Here is a 15,231-nt window from a genome sequence, read left to right on the forward strand (position 1 = left end):
GTGGGCATCGAGACCCGTGGCGTCGTCGTGCTGTCTGTTGGGCTGATCCACATCATTACCCTACTCGTGGTGGCTGATCTGCTCGATTAGCCCCGATTCGATAAGCTCATGGCATGGGTGATGTGCAGAATCCTCTGGAAATCCTTGGGCTCGACCAGTTGCGACGACGGCAGTCCATCAAGTGGCGAGCCTTCGGCGACGAGGTCCTGCCGCTGTGGGTGGCGGAGATGGACACTCCGCTGGCTGAGCCGATCGCTCGTGCGCTACGGGACATGATTGAGCTGGGAGACACCGGGTACCCGCACACCGGGCCCTATGTGGATGCCTTCCTGCACTTTGCCCAGCAGCGCTGGGACTGGACGCCGCGTCCAGAGCAGATCCGTCCCGTCCGGGATGTGATGACCGGTGCGGTCGAGGCGCTGCAGCTGATCGGTGAGTTGTGGGACACCGTCATCGTGTCCTCCCCGGTTTACCCTCCGTTCTTCATGTATCCCGTCAGCGCCGGACGGCGTGTGGTGGAGGCACCTCTGGGTGCCGATGGCCGGCTTGACTTCGACATGTTGGAAGAGTCCTTCAACCTGCGCACTACCGGAGGACAGGCAGCCTACTTACTGTCCAATCCGCATAACCCCACTGGTGTGGCACACACCAAGAGGGAGTTGGAACAGCTGGCCCAGTTGTCAGCGGACTACGGGGTCCGCGTGGTGGCAGATGAGATCCACGCCCCCCTGGTCTACTCCAATGCCAAGTTCACGCCGTACCTCACCGTGGATCCTCGGGGTTACTCGGTCATGTCAGCCTCCAAGGCGTGGAACCTCGCTGGATTGAAGGCTGGACTGCTGATCGCCGGGGAAGAGGTCACATCGGAACTCGCGGCATTGGCACCGGAGACATCTCACGGTCCCAGTCATGCCGGTGTGGTGGCGCAAACTGCCGCCTACGCCGAGGGTCATGAGTGGCTCGACGCGGCGCTCGCCGGATTAGAAGCCAACCGCGCTCTGCTGCCTGAACTTTTGGCAGAGTCGGCCCCCGAGGTCAAAATGACCTCCCCAGAGTCCACTTACCTGGCGTGGTTGGACTTCACCGCCTACGGGTTTGATGATGAGCCCAATGGCGGGGTCGAAACCCCGGTTCTGGGGCCGGCCAAGCACCTCCTGTCCGAGGCGAAAGTCGCGCTCACCCCCGGTCATGCCTTCGGCACAGGCGGCGAGCGCCACGCACGGCTGAACTTCGCCGCCAGCCAGGCAGTACTCACTGAGGCTGTTCAGCGGATGGGCGCGGCCCTGGAACGCTGAACATCAGCGCCACCATGGCGAGCACTCCAATGCCCGCCAGTACCACATACATCATCTCCCAGCTGCCTAGCAGCTCCGCCAACCATGCGCCCAGCGCTGGGGCGAGGGCGACGCTGAGCATCACCGGTGCGTTGAACACTCCTGACAGCCTCCCGTAGGCACGGGGGCCCCACCGGTCGGTGACGGCAGTGGCCTTCAGGAGGGTGGAGATCCCGCGCGCCACACCAGCGGCCATGGCAATGAAGATCAACCACACCGGGTTGGTGGCGTCCACGGCAAGGGCGGCCGTGCTCACGGCCAACAGTCCGTAGATCCACATATGCCGCGCCACCACACTGAGGTGACGCTCCATAGCCCAATAGAAGAGTCTCCCCACCACTTGGCCCAAACCCCCAAGTCCCAGGATCCACGCCGCGAGCGAGGATGAGACGCCGCGGTCGATCAGCATGGGCACCAGGTTAATCATGGCCGCAAACATTGACACCCCGCCCAGGGTCAGCCCGACCGTCATCAGCAGGTATGCCGGTGACCGGATAATGCCGCGGGCATAGGCGATGTCACTGCGCTTCTGGGCCGTGAGGCTGTCCCCGGCGTCGTCGTGGTCTTGGGCGCCTCTGTCCTCTGCGGGCCAGGGGCGGCTCAGCACAAGTCCGTGGACGGGAATCGCCACTACGCCGAGCACAACCGCCAGGACCAGGTAGACCCCGCGCCAGTCGAAGGCGCCGGTCAGCGCCTCGGTGACCGGAGCGAACACTGTGGAGGCTAGTCCTCCGATGAGCGTGATGACGGTCAGAGCAAATACTCGCCGATGCCCGTACCACCGTGTTACGGCAGCGAACGCCGGCGGGTAGAGATTGCCCGCCATAGCTACTCCGGCGATCAGCCACCCGGTGAGAAACATCCAGTAGTTCACAGCTGATGCGACGATGACCAGACCCAGGACCCCCAGAACGGAACCAACAGTCATGACTAACCGGGGGCCACGCCGATCCAGGATTTTGCCTACTGGAATGCCAAGCAGCGCGGAGACCACCAAGCCCGCAGAGTAGGCGACAGTCACAGAGGTAGCGGTCCATCCGGTGTCCTCCAGGATGCGCGCTGACAGGACCGGGAACGCGTAGTAGAGGATGCCCCAAGCGATGATCTGCGTTGTGCACAGCCCAGTAAGTATCACCGGCAGGGCCGGACGATCCTGCGTCACCGGTGATTCAGCTCTCGCTCAGAGCAGTCACTCCAACCCCAGATCCTGCTTGGAGTATGCGTAGAAGCAGGGAACTCCGGCCTCGGCCTCAATCTTCTCCTTGGCGCCGGTGTCACGGTCCACGATCACGGCCACAGCCTGGACGTCTCCGCCGGCAGCCCGTACGCCTTCAACTGCCTGCAGCGCGGATCCGCCAGTGGTGGAAGTGTCCTCCAGGACCACGACTTTGCGTCCTTCGATGCTGGGGCCCTCCACCTGCCGGCCCATGCCATAGGATTTGGCAGCTTTGCGCACCACAAAGGCGTCGAGCCCCCGGCCCTGAGCAGAAGCCGCATGCAGCATCGCGGTGCCGACAGGGTCTGCGCCCATCGTGAGTCCGCCCACCGCCGAATAGTCGATACCGGCGGCGTCGAGCATTTTGAGCATCACTCGACCCACTAAGGGCGCTGCCTCGTGATGCAGGGTGACCCGACGCAGGTCGACGTAGTAATCCGCTTCCTTACCCGACGAGAGGGTGACTCTCCCGCGGACAACAGCGTGCTGGTCAATGAGTTCGCACAGCCTGCTGACCTCTGGGTCAGCGCCTGGCGTGGCAGATGCATAGGACGTCATGGGGCCCATCCTATGTCCGCCCCCGGCCGGCGGAGCAGTTCGAAACTCCAAGCTGCCCTTCAGCCTCAGTTCACCTCACAGTGACACGGCGCTGACTACACTGAGGACCATGCGCGAGCTCCAGAAAACCATTATTGAGGAAATGGGCGTCAAACCCCGTATTGATCCGGCTCACGAAATCGACCGCCGTGTTGATTTCTTGGCAGATTACGCCACTGCTGCCGGGGTCAAAGGATTCGTTCTGGGCATCTCCGGCGGAGTGGACTCCACTCTGGCTGGCTACCTAGCCCAGCAAGCTGCAGAGAAGCTGCGTGCTCAGGGGACCGACGCGCGCTTCCACGCCATGCGGCTGCCGCATGGGGTGCAGCATGACGAGGATGACGCCCAGCTGGCTCTGAATTTTATAGGCCCAGACCATGTGCACACCTTCAATATCGAGAAGGCCGTCACGGGAGTAGATGTGGCCTATAAGGAAACCTTCGGGGGCAGGCTGGCCGACTTCCACCGAGGGAATGTTAAGGCTCGTCTACGCATGACAGCTCAGTATGCGGTTGCCGGAGAGCAGAGCGCTTTGGTCGTAGGGACGGATCATGGTGCTGAGTCCGTCACGGGGTTCTTCACTAAATTCGGCGACGGCGGGGCGGATATCCTGCCGAACTTCGCTTTGAACAAGCGGCAGATCCGCCAGCTTTTGCAGCATCTCGGGGTCGATGAGCACATCTGGTCCAAAGCACCCACCGCTGACCTTTTGGATGACAGTCCCGGACAGCTCGACGAGATTGAACTTGGCATCACGTATGACCAGATCGATGATTATCTGGAGGGTCAGAGCATCGACGACGACGCCGCCGCCCGCCTGGAGAGCCATTACCTCGCCACACGTCACAAACGTACCGTTCCCGTCACACCCTTAGACAGTTGGTGGAAGGACTGACCCACCGACGGCGGCCGTTCGTGCCGACTTTTTCGGCCCTCAAGCCGGCCATATGTCGTCGTAGCGGGCCGACGTACGTCGGGACGCGCTGATAACGTGGTGAGCGTGAAAATCGCGACGTGGAATGTGAATTCGATGCGGGCCCGGGCCGATCGGGTGGAAGCCTGGCTGGAGAAGTCCGATGTGGACGTCTTGGCTATCCAGGAGACCAAATGCAAGGATGACAACTTCCCCTGGGAGCTCTTCGAGCACAACGGGTATGACGTCGCGCACTTTGGCTTCAATCAGTGGAACGGTGTGGCCATCGCTTCGCGGGTGGGTTTGAAGGACGTCGAGCGTACCTTCCCTGATCAGCCGGAGTTCGGCAAGAATGGCAAAGACCCGGTCCAGGAGGCCCGCGCCATCGGGGCCACATGCAACGGAGTCCGGCTGTGGAGCCTGTACGTTCCCAATGGGAGAACGCGCGATGACGAGCATATGGTCTACAAGTTGGAGTGGCTCCGCCGGCTCCGGAGGCACGCTGAAGCGTGGCTCACCGAGGATCCTGACGCGCAGATCGTCCTGGCGGGGGATTGGAACATTGCCCCAGAGGACCAGGATGTGTGGGATATCGATTTCTTCGAGAAGAACCAGCTGACGCATGTGACCGACGATGAGCGTGCTGCGTTCCAGGGATTCCTCGACGCGGGATACGCCGACGTGGTCCGCCCGCATGCGCCTGGCCCCGGGGTGTATACCTTTTGGGAGTACACCAGCCTCCGATTCCAGAAGCGACAGGGAATGCGCATTGACTTCCACTTGGCGTCCCCAACTCTGGCAAGGCGGGTGGAGAACGCCTATGTGGACAAGGACGAACGTCGCGGGAAAGGCGCCAGCGACCACGCACCGGTGGTCATGGAACTGACGTAGCTCTTTTACGACCTAAGGCCCTGTGGCGCCGGAGTGCCCAGGCAGTGATACTTGGTCTACAGGAACTGAGAAGCAGATTCCGTGGGAGTCCTGGCCATCAAAAATGACCTCGTGCAGACATGCCATCAGGGCCTGGACTTTCTCCGTGGGGACCACCATCATCAGGAGCGACTGCGCCCCGGTGAAGTGCACTCCGAAGATAGTCCTGCGGGCGTGTGAGCCGACACCACGTGCAGACAGCGCAGTCACTCCGGTGGCGCCGGCATCCTCCACGAGGGTGATGGCTCTCTCTTCTTGGTCATCCGGGGTCACCACGAATACGACACTGTGCGACATCATGCCTCCAGAGGGGAGTTTGGTGGCGATGACTTCCCGCGTGCTATGGCTCCGAGCTTCACAGTACAAGCATAGCCAAGCACTGCAATGACCGGACCTACGGATGCGAATGCGATCAGCCCAAAGCCGTCCATGAGGACGTCACGTCCAGGAACTGCCGCTGCTAGGCCAATCCCCAGGGCAGTAATCAGGGGAACAGTGATTTCGCTGGTGGTCACGCCCCCGAGATCGAACGCCAGCGGAACAAGATCCTTCGGAGCCAGCAACATGAGCAGCAGCGCGAAGACGTAGAGCGCTGTGATGAGGACGACGAACGAACCACCGGTGAGAATCCGCAGCACGCCGACGCCGATCCCCACCGCCACCCCGCAGGCTACTAGGAGGCGGAGAGTGTTGGCCTTGAGACGTTTCTCCGAGATGTCCTCTGCCTCTTTGCTGATGGCCATAAGCGCTGGTTCGGCCAAGGTTGTGGCGAAACCGATCAGCACACCAAAAGCGATGATCAGCGGGATCTGCTCTGTGGCAATCAGCTGTTCCGCCATCTGGCGCCCCATTGGCAGAAGCCCTATGTCGAGCCCCACGATGAATCCATATAGACCTAGTACGACCATCACGAAGCCCACGGTGACTCCGATCGGGTTGCCTAGTCGCCGGCGCAGCACCACAAACTGGAAGAACAGCACCACGGTAATCACCGGAAGCACATCACGGACCACTGTCATTAGTCCGAGAAAAAGCTCGATCCACAGCATCTCACCGGCTCCTGCTTCTGCATGAGTGACCGCCGCGGGTTCCCCAAACTGGTAGACCACGATGCCGTAGAGCTGCACACTGACCATGGGCACCATGACGCACAGGGCCACAAGCCCGAAGCCATCGCCGAGCCGACTCCGTCCCCGCACGGATGCAGCCATACCGATCCCGATGGCGGCTATCAGCGGCACGGTGACAATATTGGTGGTCACCCCTCCGGAGTCATATGCGAGGCTGGCCACCTCCTGGGGTGAAATCACGGTCAGCAGGATGACCACGCCGTAACCGATCAGCAGGACGCGGTGAAGGGGCCAGCCCAGGAAGACACGTACCGCGCCAAGCACCATGACGACTCCAACGCTTATGGCGATGATGAACCGCAGCGTCAGACTGTTGATTCGCCCTTCGCTGACGACTTGAGCCTGATCTGCCACCGAGATCAGCGCTGGTTCAGCGACCACTGCGGCGAATCCGATACCGAAGCAGAAAGGAAGCAGCTTCCACAGCGACGCCGTCTTCACCAGTTTATTGGTGATGGACTTCCCTACCGGGAACACACTGCGCTCCAGGCCTTCCAGAAACAGCGCAATCCCTGCAGCAACGATCAACAGTCCAAGCACGATAGACGCCGCACCTTCAGGCACCTGACGGAATACAACTGTCTGGAAGGCGATGACTACGCCGAGGATAGGCAAGAGTGCTCGGAGGGCATGAAGGAACCGTCTCCGCAGCGACTGCAGCAGCTTCACCCCAGCTCCCTTCTGCGCGGCTGCTGACCAGTCTAGAGGGGTGCAGGATAATGGTCTGGTGACTTTCACTGCTGAGACAGCTGTTTTCAATCCCTCCCCTGCCTTTGGTCTGCTACTGGATGTGGATGGGCCTATCGCTTCTCCCATGAGTAGAACCGTCGCCATCGCATCGATCAGCCGGGACCTCGCAACGATGGCGAACCGCGGCATCCCGGTGATCTTCAATACCGGTCGCTCTGACGACTTCATCGCCCAGCAGGTGATTCCGCCATTGCGATCATCCGGCCTGCTCTCTGCAGCTCCCGTTTTCACGGTCAGCGAGAAAGGTGCGGTCTGGGCTGAGGTGACACCCTGGAGCTTGGGGGACGTTCACATTGACCAGGAGTTGAAGCTTCCTGCTGCACTTGCTGCGGACGTTCGGGAGCTCGTCGCGCAACGCTTCGCGGGACTGATGTTCTTTGATGAGACGAAGCGCGCCATGATCTCGGTGGAGCAGTCAGTGGATGTGGAGAACTCTGAGTACCTGGAGGCCCAGAAAGAGTTCGACGCCGCGATCCCTGGCCTACTGGAGAAACACCGGTTGGAGAGCGTCCGCATTGATCCGACCATCATTTCCACCGACATTGAGCACCAGCGTGTGGGGAAGGATCTCGGCGCGGAGCGCGCATTGGCCTTGTTGGAGGCTCGTGGGATCACAGCGGAGAGTTGGTTCACGATGGGCGACTCTCGCACTGACTATGCGATGGCCACATGGCTGTATCAGCAGGGGCTTGCCGTCAGTCACGTGGATGTACGCCCAGCTGATGGTATCCCTGAGACCCCTTATGCGGTGCTCACCTCGAGCACCGGTGCTATCCATGATGAGGCCGGAGCGGAGTTCCTGACCCGTTGGGCGAGCGGCTCAGTCAGTACCGGCGCTGGGCGCTGCACCTGAGTAGCTCCCGTTACCCGGCCACAGTGTCGAGTAGTTTTCCGATCTGCTGGTGACATGTTCCGCACCCGGTTCCCGCTCGCGCACATTCGCCGATTTCGGTCACATTCTGGCAGCCTTCCTGCGCAGCGTCCTGAACCATTCCAACTGTCGCCCCAGAGCATCGGCATAGCACGTCGTCAGGCCCCATCTCGTGCTCTTTGGTTGCATGCTCGGCGGCTAGTAGGACGGTACGGTCGCCCGCGGGAAGAGTGCCTCGGATCGCGTGCATCGACAATTCAGCGGCCGAACGTGGCATGCCGACGGGGCTGTTTCTCGCCTGGTCCCTCACCGGACCCAGTCCGCTTCCTTCGTCGATAGCTGACGTGTGTCAGCGCTGCTTGGAGGCTTCCAATCCATTCTCCTCCGGACTCCCTGTGGAGACCGCAGTCCCCTCCGTGGTTTTCCTCTTGGCGCCGATGGTGGCAGTGGCGGTGGTGATGGTGCTGGGTCTGCGTTCGGTGTTGATGCGTCATGCGCGTGTTCGGGCAACGTGTCAATCATTGCTGCCGGCGGGACGTCGGGAGAACGTCGCGGGGTACCTAGTCACAGTGGTGGCCGATCCGCAGCCGTCTGACTTTGCGCTGGGGCGCGGTCGTTGCGGCATCGTCGTCTCGACGGGCCTACTCGAGGAGCTGAGCGTCCATGAGCTGCGCGCGGTTCTTGAGCACGAGGCATCTCACCTGCGCGAGCGGCACCACCTCATCCTTGATCTCATCGGTAGTATCACAGGCCCTCTACGATGTGTGCCATTTGCCGCAGCTATTGCTGACTCCGTCCCGCACTATTTGGAGATCTCGGCGAACAATGCCGCACAACGCCGCGTGGGAAAGCGCCCCTTGGCCTCGGCATTGTTAATTATGGGGCAGGCCAATAGTGAGCAGCGCAACGCCACCGAACAGACGGGCCCGCACCGGATGATGTTGGCCGCAGGCCCGGAACGGGTGCGGCAACTCATCTCCCCAGTAGACCCGAGGCAAGGAGCTCTCGGCGCGGCGGCGATCGTCGCCCTTTCGGCGGTCCTGATCGTGACGAGCACCGCGGCCCACGGTGCCGCCGTTGCCGCAGTCCTTTCCGGATGCGTGATCTAGACAGCTTCAGACCACCCTGGCCCGACCGCAGGCTGCGCGAGATCCCACGGCGTTCCCTCTCAACCACGCACTGATTTGCATACCCCCTAGGGTATAAGGCAGACTCACTTGCATACCCCCCAGGGTATTTATATTGTCTATGAAGAAGGAGCGATCTCATGCTTCTGGAACGCATCTACGACGAAGATCTAGCCCAGGCCAGCTACTTCATCGGCTGCCAGTCCAAGGGTGAAGCGGTGGTCATTGACGCCCGTCGCGATCTGAGCGACTACTTTGATTTGGCTGACCGGCACGGTATGCGCATCACCGCTGTGGCGGAGACCCATATCCACGCCGACTATCTCTCCGGCACGCGGGAGCTCGCCGCTGCCACAGAGGCCGATGCCTATGTCTCAGGAGAGGGCGGCGAGGACTGGCAGTACGGTTTCGACGCCAAACGGCTGAACCATGGAGATGTGGTCTCCCTCGGCAATATTCGCCTCGAGGCGCGTCACACTCCGGACCACACGCCTGAGCACCTGGTGTTCCTCGTCACTGACGGCGCCTTCAGCAATGATCCCGGCTACATGATCTCCGGAGACTTCGTCTTCGCCGGGGACCTCGGCCGTCCGGACCTCCTCGATGAGGCAGCAGGCGGACAAGACACCCGTTTCGAGGGGGCCAAGCAGCTCTACCGCAGCCTCAGGAACGAGTTCGTCACCCTTCCAGACCACGTCATGGTGTACCCGGGACACGGTGCAGGCAGTGCCTGTGGGAAGGCTCTCGGCGCGCTGCCCTCCACCACGGTCGGTTACGAACGTCACAACGCCTGGTGGTCGCAGTACGTGAGCGACGACGACGAGCAGGGCTTCATCGATGAGCTCCTCGATGGCCAGCCCGACGCGCACGCCTACTTCGGACGCATGAAGCGCGAGAATAAAGATGGCCCCTACATCCTGGGTCCTCAGGGAACCCTGGTGGAGATGACCGTCGACCAAGTACGCAGTGCCCTGGAGGGGGGTCGGGCGATCTTTGTCGACACCCGCTCCCATGACATGGTCAAGCACGGCACCCCGGTCGGGGCCCTGAACATTCCCGCCGGGGGCAAGACAGCAAGCTTCGGAGCATGGGCCTACGATCCGGAGCGGGAGACGCGGCCGCTGATCCTGCTTGCGGAAGATCAGGAACAAGCGGAGTCTCTGCGTGAGCATCTTATGAGGGTCGGCGTTGATCGAGTCAAGGGATACATCACCAGCCTTGACGGACTGCCGAAGACCCAACCAGCCACGATTACACCAGCAGAGCTTGAAAACTTCGAGCCCGCTCTGTTGCTCGATGTCCGGAACAAGTCGGAGCACGCCGAGGGTCACGTCCCAGGCTCTGAGCAGCTCAGCGCCGGCCGTGTCCTGTGGCACCAGGATCAGCTGCCGCCCACCGGACCCATCGTCACCTACTGCCAGTCGGGAGTCCGGAACTCAGTGGCCGCAAGCGCACTGAGGCGAGAAGGCCACGACGTCCGCGAGCTGGTCGGAAGCTACGCAGGCTGGGCCGAGTGGAAGCAGTCACACTGACCAACGTTCCGGACCGCAACCACCACATGTTGACGAGTTTGCGACAGTGCCGACCTGCGCGTCGCTCACCCACTGCTGTTGAAAGGGAACTTTACCCATGAGAACCAACACCGCTGCACCCACTGCCCCTATGAGCCCTGCGGAACTGGCTGAGAAGCTGCGTTCGCAGCAGACACCGCTGCTGATCGATGTCCGCACCCCGGCCGAGTATGAATCCCTGCGCGTGCCTGAGTCACACAACGTTCCTCTGGACCTTCTGCAGCGGAACCGCGACGCTCTCGCTGAGCAGTTTGACGACGAGATTGTGCTGATCTGTCAGACCGGCAACCGCGCCAACCAAGCCCTTCAGCACTTGAAGGCCGCGGGCGTGAACACTGCTCGCGTGCTGGAGGGCGGCGTCGTCGCTATGGAAGCACAGCACCGCCAGCACACCAGCAGGGGAAAGCACCGTTGGGCGATGGATCGTCAGGTGCGCATGGCAGCCGGATCGCTCGTTCTGACCGGGTTCCTCGGAGGCAAGCTGATTTCACCGAAGGTGGGCTACCTCGCCGGAGCGATCGGCGCGGGCCTGACGTTTTCAGCACTGACCGACTCCTGCGCCATGGCGGCGGCACTCAACAAGATGCCGTGGAACAAGGTCGAGGCTGACCCGACAGTCGAGAAGTTCCTGGCAGAGATCCCGCAGTCACTGCAGGTGAAGGTGCCACAGTAATGATGTCCGCTGCTCTGATTCTGTCAATGGTCCTCGCCGTCGGGATCGGGCTCTCTCTGGGTCTGCTCGGCGGCGGGGGCACCATCCTAGCGGTTCCGCTGCTGACCTATGTGGCCGGCATGCCGCCGAAGGAGGCGATCGCTGCCTCCATGTTCATCATCGGGGTGACCTCCGCAGTCAGCGTGGTCGCCCACGCATGGCGCGGCAACGTCCAATGGCGGACGGGGTTCATCTTCGGCGCCGCCGCCATGGTCGGGGCCTTCGGCGGCGGACTGCTGGGCAGCCAACTTCCCGGTGTGGTGCTGATGGTCGCCTTCGGAGTCATGATGGTCGCCACCGCGCTGGCCATGATTCTCGACCGCAAAGCGAAACAGTCCGGTGAGGATCGGAAGAAGCTTCCACTGATCAAGATCATCCTGGAGGGCCTGGTCGTCGGCGTGGTGACCGGAATGGTCGGTGCCGGCGGTGGATTTCTGATTGTGCCCGCACTAGTTCTGCTGGGCGGGCTCTCAATGCCAGCAGCAGTCGCAACGTCCCTGCTCATCATCTCGTTGAAATCCTTCACAGGGCTGGCCGGATATCTGACAACCGTGAGCATCGACTGGGGTCCAGTGCTCATGATCACCAGCGTCACCGTAGTCGGTGCCCTGATCGGTTCGGCGCTGGTGAAATACGTGCCAGAGAAGGCCCTGAAGAAAGCATTCGGCTACCTCGTTCTCGCCATGGGCGTCGTCGTGTTCATCCAGGAGTTGCCGACGGCCTTTGGCGTAGGAGTGTCAGCGGCGGTAATTGTCCTCCTAGCGGCTCTGCTCATTCTCCGGCGAATACGCTCATCATCAAAGCGGAGATTCAAGGAGACACCGAGTACCCTGACGAATCATCATTGAAGTCAGACATGATCTTGACAACGCAGCACAAAACACAAGGAGTTCATTATGAGAGAAGCCGACCTGGAGACGCAGCGTCGCATCCTGAACAGACTTAAGCGGGCACGAGGCCAACTGGACTCCGTCATCACCGCCGTCGAAGCCGGTGGGAGCTGCCGAGAAGTAGTAACCCAATTGGCGGCAGTATCGACTGCCTTGGACCGGGCGGGGTTCATTGTGGTGTCCTCTGCCATGCAGTTCTGTATCACCGATCCAGAGCGCGCAGCGGAGACTGAGGACGGGTTGACCGTGGAAGAGCTGGAGAAGTTGTTCCTCTCGCTGTCCTGAACTGCGCAAGAGGTATCGCCAACTCAAGTGGTTCGTCTTAACCACCAAATAAGCAGTAGTTGCGTTCTGTCGGGAACGCTACGCCCCGCGTCAGAGCGAAAGGCACCATCTGCTCATGAACTTCGTCGGAACTATCACGTCTCTCCTGAGGGGTTTACTGTTTCACCGGGGAGCTAGAACCTTCACCCCCCCCGGCGGCAGAGATGGCGCGGGTATATGAATATTGCACTCTAGTGAGCCCACGGCAAGGCTCCTTGCGTGGGCGGTGATGGTCACAAAGGCGCTGATGCCTACCAGCTGAATGGTTCACGAGGCAGACCTGTCGACAGTTGCGGCTGAGTGTGCGGTCTAGAGGCCAACATGTAGAGCTACACCGGCATGACCACACGAACGGCACGCGACAGCTAGACTCCTGTAACGAAGCTGCGCTCACTCTCCGGTAGAACTCAGGTGGTACTGGTGCCGACGTTCTCGAGTGAGGCCATCATTGCACGCAATCGAACGTCAGCGTCGTCTGCTACTTCGCGCACCTGGGCCGCGCCGCTGAGCTGGACCAGGGTCTGGGGGTCCACGGCATCTATGATGCTCTCGTCGTCATCGATGCCGCGGCGGACCACAACGTTGCACGGCAACAGCGCGCCGAGCTGAGGCTCAGCTGCAAGGGCCTTACTGGCCAACTGCGGGTTGCAGGCCCCCAAGATCACGTAGTCACCGAGGGCCCCAGCGGACTCCTTACCCAGCTTCTTCTCAAATGTCGCCTTGACATCGATCTCGCTCAAAATTCCGAAGCCCTGTGCTGCCAAGGCCTCGCGGGTATGTTCTACGGCTTGCGCGTAGGGTAATCGGACGGTCAGGCTACGGGTGTAAGGCATTTGGGTTTCCTCTTTCTGAGTCTTCAGGGCGTCTTGGAACCGCGCAGGACGCCCAGTACTTGGTGCCTAGCGGGTGACTCTGCGAAGTGCACTTTCGGCGTCAGGCTTTTCTTCGAGGAAGTCAAAATCACCACGAAGCACCTTGAGAGTGTATTTCTCCAACTGAATCTCTTTCTGGGTGCGAACACCCAGTCGGCGAAAGAGCGCCACCGGTGGACACCAGCCCTGTACGGCGTGTTGAAAGAGGAATGGCAAAACAGTCCCCGGTAGCAACAACCATTTCTTATTGAAGGTCACGCCAAGCACCGTACCCAGGAAGGCCAATGACGAAGCGTTCAGCTCAAGTATGCGTTCGATGTCCCATTCACGCTCCAACTGCTGTATGCGTGCGGAGATCTCAGACGCAGGTCCTTCACTAAAGCGCTGAATACGATCAATGGTCTCTTGGTCCAGGTCAGTTTGTACTGATTTTGAGGGTGAAGAGCGAACTGGATCAGTTACGTCGATAGTCGGTTGGGCGTCCGACATGGCTTTCCCTCCGTCGCTTCATGCCTGTCCACACCTATATTTTTAGTGATATAGGTCACACCTTACCCGTGCGCTATAGCCGGTTCAAGACGCCTTTGTGGTGCCACCATCCCCTGGATCGGGAATCGATAGCTCGCCAGGCATGTAGCAAGCCTCGGCGTCTCCGCACTCGCTCGTGTCGAGTGCCTGATTCACCTGAAGGGTCTGCTCAAGATCAGTTACAAGCATTGCGAGTTCACTAGGGACATGGCGAGCGTCTACCCGATGAGGACCAAGTCTTGCGCGCATGCCCCAACCTTCACCCTGGCATATCAGGGGCGCCATACTCTCGGCGCAGAACGTCGCATTGCCCTCCCGAGCAGGCTCGCTAGCCGATGTTCCTCAGCCCGCATTCTTGTAGCTCACTCAGCTAAACAGTCCAATCAAAAGTGCGGTGTTGTTGACTGTTTTCTCTTCGCCAGGTTGCCCCTTAAACGACTGAAACCCCCGGGTTTCCGAGGGTTTCAGTGCCGAGACACCGGCTTTTTGTGGCTCCGACCGGCGTCGATCCGGTGACCTTTCGATTTTCAGTCGAACGCTCTACCAACTGAGCTACAGAGCCGTACCTGAAAACCGATGTCCTGCGACCCTGACGGGACTTGAACCCGCGACCTCCGCCGTGACAGGGCGGCGCGCTAACCAACTGCGCTACAGGGCCTTACATGTTGCTGTGCCGAATCGGCACGAGGAGAAACTTTATCAGAGCCTCCCCCGCTCCGCCACTTTGAAAGCGCCGGAGCTTGTACCCCCAACGGGATTCGAACCCGTGCCGCCGCCGTGAAAGGGCGGTGTCCTAGGCCGCTAGACGATGGGGGCCCGAACTCCCTAGAAGGATCCTGCTTATTCCTCCAGGGGAACCTGTAAGAGTGTAGTTGGTGATCCGTCGACGCGGCAAGTTGCCTCCAGCTCAGGCAGCGCGAATTGCGAGCGAGGCGAGAAACGCTGAGGACCCACTCAGGTCTGGGCGCCCCTAGACTGGGGCGATGCCTGTGCAGATGACTGATGACGAGTTCGATGCCGCCGTCACAGATGCCCTGGACCTTATTCCCCCGGAGCTCGCGGCTAAAATAGAGAATGTCGCCGTATTCGTGGAGGAGAACTATCAGCCCGAGCCCTGGGAAGATCCGGATACGGTGCTTCTCGGTCTCTACGAAGGTATTCCGCTCACTGAACGTGGTGGCGAGCCGTGGGCTATGCCGGATCGCATCACCCTATATAAGGGCCCAATTCTAGAAATCTGCCAGACCCAACAAGACGTCGTCGAACAAGTGACTGTCACGGTCGTGCATGAAGTCGCGCACCACTTCGGCATCAGTGACGAGACCCTCCACCGACTGGGTTGGGACTAGCCTCTTTGGGGCACAAAATCCGACGCCGCTGCTCGCCAGTACCGGCATAGCACAACCCTGTGCCAAAGTTGTGGAGCCTCAACCTTCAACCTACTTGAAGGTTGAAGAATGCTGGAT

Annotated in this window: 17 protein-coding genes and 3 tRNA genes; 10 read left to right on the forward strand and 10 right to left on the reverse strand. The window is 60.7% G+C overall.

Translation table 11 applies throughout. The features are described 5' to 3' along the window. The first annotated feature begins 113 nt into the window (after positions 1 to 113). A complete protein-coding gene (locus FH975_RS07060; RefSeq protein WP_162320713.1) occupies positions 114 to 1,295 on the forward strand; it encodes a MalY/PatB family protein in 1,182 nt (393 codons plus the stop codon). Here FH975_RS07060 and FH975_RS07065 read toward each other — a convergent pair. Then, a complete protein-coding gene (locus FH975_RS07065) occupies positions 1,252 to 2,496 on the reverse strand; it encodes an MFS transporter (protein ID WP_202923096.1) in 1,245 nt (414 codons plus the stop codon). The genes FH975_RS07060 and FH975_RS07065 overlap by 44 nt on opposite strands. A 27-nt stretch (positions 2,497 to 2,523) precedes the next feature. Further along, positions 2,524 to 3,117 (reverse strand): orotate phosphoribosyltransferase, encoded by a 594-nt coding sequence (gene pyrE, locus FH975_RS07070; protein WP_407938617.1) that lies wholly within the window; start codon positions 3,115 to 3,117, stop codon positions 2,524 to 2,526. Positions 3,118 to 3,217: 100 nt separating this feature from the next. Here pyrE and nadE point away from each other — a divergent pair, with 100 nt between their 5' ends. Then, positions 3,218 to 4,042 carry an ammonia-dependent NAD(+) synthetase gene (gene nadE, locus FH975_RS07075; protein ID WP_162320715.1) on the forward strand — a complete coding sequence of 275 codons (825 nt, stop codon included), beginning with the start codon at positions 3,218 to 3,220 and terminating at the stop codon, positions 4,040 to 4,042. A gap of 105 nt (positions 4,043 to 4,147) precedes the next feature. Continuing rightward, positions 4,148 to 4,951, forward strand: a complete 804-nt coding sequence (locus FH975_RS07080) for an exodeoxyribonuclease III (protein ID WP_162320716.1) — start codon at positions 4,148 to 4,150, stop codon at positions 4,949 to 4,951. Between the two features lie 12 nt (positions 4,952 to 4,963). Here the strand turns inward: FH975_RS07080 and FH975_RS07085 are convergent, their stop codons facing one another. Continuing rightward, the gene (locus tag FH975_RS07085; protein ID WP_162320717.1) at positions 4,964 to 5,290 is read right to left on the reverse strand and encodes a P-II family nitrogen regulator; all 327 of its coding nucleotides are present in this window, start codon (positions 5,288 to 5,290) and stop codon (positions 4,964 to 4,966) included. Continuing rightward, positions 5,287 to 6,789 (reverse strand): DUF1538 domain-containing protein, encoded by a 1,503-nt coding sequence (locus FH975_RS07090; RefSeq protein ID WP_328821813.1) that lies wholly within the window; start codon positions 6,787 to 6,789, stop codon positions 5,287 to 5,289. Before FH975_RS07090 ends, FH975_RS07085 begins: the two co-directional genes overlap by 4 nt. A 58-nt stretch (positions 6,790 to 6,847) precedes the next feature. Between FH975_RS07090 and FH975_RS07095 the strand changes: the two genes are divergently transcribed. Continuing rightward, on the forward strand, positions 6,848 to 7,723 hold the full coding sequence (locus FH975_RS07095) for a Cof-type HAD-IIB family hydrolase (RefSeq protein WP_328821814.1): 876 nt from the start codon (positions 6,848 to 6,850) through the stop codon (positions 7,721 to 7,723). Positions 7,724 to 7,733: 10 nt separating this feature from the next. Here FH975_RS07095 and FH975_RS17065 read toward each other — a convergent pair whose 3' ends face one another. Next, positions 7,734 to 8,018 carry a (2Fe-2S)-binding protein gene (locus FH975_RS17065; protein ID WP_407938618.1) on the reverse strand — a complete coding sequence of 95 codons (285 nt, stop codon included), beginning with the start codon at positions 8,016 to 8,018 and terminating at the stop codon, positions 7,734 to 7,736. On the opposite strand from FH975_RS17065, the gene FH975_RS07105 reads away from it, so the two are divergent. The 5 genes from FH975_RS07105 (at position 7,972) to FH975_RS07125 (ending at position 12,326) form a co-directional block, all read left to right on the forward strand. Then, a complete protein-coding gene (locus FH975_RS07105) occupies positions 7,972 to 8,850 on the forward strand; it encodes a M56 family metallopeptidase (RefSeq protein ID WP_162320721.1) in 879 nt (292 codons plus the stop codon). The two genes, FH975_RS17065 and FH975_RS07105, sit on opposite strands and share 47 nt — an antisense overlap. A 158-nt stretch (positions 8,851 to 9,008) precedes the next feature. After that, positions 9,009 to 10,400, forward strand: coding sequence for an MBL fold metallo-hydrolase (locus tag FH975_RS07110; protein WP_162320722.1), 1,392 nt, complete (start codon positions 9,009 to 9,011; stop codon positions 10,398 to 10,400). 97 nt (positions 10,401 to 10,497) lie between these two features. Beyond that, a complete protein-coding gene (locus FH975_RS07115) occupies positions 10,498 to 11,112 on the forward strand; it encodes a rhodanese-like domain-containing protein (RefSeq protein ID WP_162320723.1) in 615 nt (204 codons plus the stop codon). Further along, entirely contained in the window at positions 11,112 to 11,999 is an 888-nt protein-coding gene (locus tag FH975_RS07120) for a sulfite exporter TauE/SafE family protein (RefSeq protein ID WP_407938619.1), read from the forward strand. Before FH975_RS07115 ends, FH975_RS07120 begins: the two co-directional genes overlap by 1 nt. A 48-nt stretch (positions 12,000 to 12,047) precedes the next feature. After that, a complete protein-coding gene (locus tag FH975_RS07125) occupies positions 12,048 to 12,326 on the forward strand; it encodes a metal-sensitive transcriptional regulator (RefSeq protein ID WP_162320724.1) in 279 nt (92 codons plus the stop codon). Between the two features lie 446 nt (positions 12,327 to 12,772). Here FH975_RS07125 and FH975_RS07130 read toward each other — a convergent pair whose 3' ends face one another. The 5 genes from FH975_RS07130 to FH975_RS07155 form a co-directional block, all read right to left on the reverse strand. Then, a complete protein-coding gene (locus FH975_RS07130; RefSeq protein ID WP_162320725.1) occupies positions 12,773 to 13,198 on the reverse strand; it encodes a DUF302 domain-containing protein in 426 nt (141 codons plus the stop codon). 66 nt (positions 13,199 to 13,264) lie between these two features. After that, the gene (locus tag FH975_RS07135) at positions 13,265 to 13,726 is read right to left on the reverse strand and encodes a YgaP family membrane protein (protein ID WP_162320726.1); all 462 of its coding nucleotides are present in this window, start codon (positions 13,724 to 13,726) and stop codon (positions 13,265 to 13,267) included. A gap of 528 nt (positions 13,727 to 14,254) precedes the next feature. Next, positions 14,255 to 14,327, reverse strand: a tRNA-Phe gene (locus FH975_RS07145). A 22-nt stretch (positions 14,328 to 14,349) separates the two neighbouring features. Next, a tRNA-Asp gene (locus FH975_RS07150) sits at positions 14,350 to 14,423 on the reverse strand. A gap of 85 nt (positions 14,424 to 14,508) precedes the next feature. Beyond that, a tRNA-Glu gene (locus FH975_RS07155) sits at positions 14,509 to 14,581 on the reverse strand. Between the two features lie 167 nt (positions 14,582 to 14,748). Between FH975_RS07155 and FH975_RS07160 the strand changes: the two genes are divergently transcribed. Continuing rightward, on the forward strand, positions 14,749 to 15,114 hold the full coding sequence (locus tag FH975_RS07160; RefSeq protein WP_162320727.1) for a metallopeptidase family protein: 366 nt from the start codon (positions 14,749 to 14,751) through the stop codon (positions 15,112 to 15,114). The last annotated feature ends 117 nt before the right edge of the window (positions 15,115 to 15,231 follow it).

The sequence above is a fragment of the Nesterenkonia haasae genome (assembly GCF_010119385.1).
Classification (GTDB): domain Bacteria; phylum Actinomycetota; class Actinomycetes; order Actinomycetales; family Micrococcaceae; genus Nesterenkonia; species Nesterenkonia haasae.